1 protein-coding gene and 2 pseudogenes are annotated in these 1,237 nt (G+C 59.0%); 2 read left to right on the forward strand and 1 reads right to left on the reverse strand.

Annotated elements, in window-relative coordinates; genetic code table 11:
• Positions 1-88: 88 nt before the first annotated feature.
• Together ABT116_RS47805 and ABT116_RS47810 are read left to right on the forward strand one after the other, a co-directional pair.
• On the forward strand, positions 89-571 hold the full coding sequence (locus tag ABT116_RS47805) for an SRPBCC family protein (protein ID WP_095971994.1): 483 nt from the start codon (positions 89-91) through the stop codon (positions 569-571).
• Positions 572-611: 40 nt separating this feature from the next.
• Positions 612-902 (forward strand): annotated as a pseudogene (locus tag ABT116_RS47810) (VOC family protein); the annotation flags it as partial.
• 63 nt (positions 903-965) lie between these two features.
• On the opposite strand, the pseudogene ABT116_RS47815 reads toward ABT116_RS47810, so the two are convergent.
• Positions 966-1,237, reverse strand: a pseudogene (locus tag ABT116_RS47815) (ParB/RepB/Spo0J family partition protein); the annotation flags it as partial.

A 1,237-nucleotide genomic window follows, 5' to 3' on the forward strand; every position in this document is an offset into this window, starting at 1 on the left:
CCTGGATCGACCGCTATCGACTGATCCACGAACAACAGTTCCGCAAGCTCGATCACCTACTCAGCACCACACAGAAGGAGACTTAGCCATGGCTACCACCAATCCCGTCACCATCACGGCTCCTGAGGGCGTGCCGTACATCGACATCACCCGCGAATTCGACGCACCCGTCAGTGCCGTCTTCGCAGCTCATTCGAATCCCGAACTGGTCAAGCAGTGGCTCGGCCCCAACGGATACGAGATGGAGATCGACGAATACGAGTTCGTCAGCGGCGGTCGATACAAGTACGTCCATCGCAACCCCGAGGGCGAAGAGTTCCGGTTCAACGGTGTGTTTCACGTTGTTCGCGAAAACGACTTTGCCATCCAGACCTTCGAATACGAGGGATTCCCCGACATCGTCAGCATCGAATCGATCACGTTCGAGGATCTGGGTAACGGACGCACCCGCCTCTCCGGCCATTCCGTATATCCGAGCCTCGAAGCGCGAGACGGAATGATCGAGAGCAATATGGAGCTCGGTGTCACCGAAGGTTACGAACGCCTGGACAAGATCGTCGCGCAACTCTGACCACCTGTTTGCCCGAACCTCCTCAGCGAAAGGCAGTTTCATGGACTGGACCCTCGAAGTAGTCATCGTCCCCGTCAGTGACCTCGACCGCTCCATCGAGTTCTATCGTGACAAGGTCGGTTTCGATCTCGACCACCACACCGTCAACGAACACATGACGGTCGCCCAGCTCACTCCGCGTGGTTCGGGCTGCTCGATCGTCATCGGGAACCTGCCGTCGCAAACCGAGATGGCCCCTGGTTCGTTGAAGGGATTGCAGTTGGTCGTGGCCGACGCTGCAACGGCTCGCCAAGAGCTCATCGACCGCGGCGTCGATGCCAGTGAGGTCACCGTCTTCGACGAGCGTGACGGGGGCACCTTCTTCGGATTCGCCGACCCGGACGGCAATACCCGGCGAACGTCCGATCCGATTGGCCAATTCTTCGTGGGTGACTTCGAACTCCTCGAGCAGCTGCTGATACGCCGCTGCCTCCTCGAGGGGGTTCAACTGCACTCGATGGATGTTCTCGAGGAGCGCGTCGCGCAACATCGAGTCGTCATCGGTTTCACGAATGATCGCCGGAATCTTCTCCAGCCCGGCTTCCTGGCTCGCACGCCAGCGACGCTCACCCATGACAAGTTGGTACTTGTCACCGTGACGACGGACCACGATCGGCTGCATCAAGC

The sequence above is a fragment of the Streptomyces sp. NPDC002130 genome, from assembly GCF_040296465.1.
GTDB lineage: Bacteria > Actinomycetota > Actinomycetes > Streptomycetales > Streptomycetaceae > Streptomyces.

Coding starts and splice junctions, on each gene's coding strand:
- ABT116_RS47805 (WP_095971994.1), top strand. CDS start 89: ATGGCTACCACCAATCCCGTCACCATCACGGCTCCTGAGGGCGTGCCG.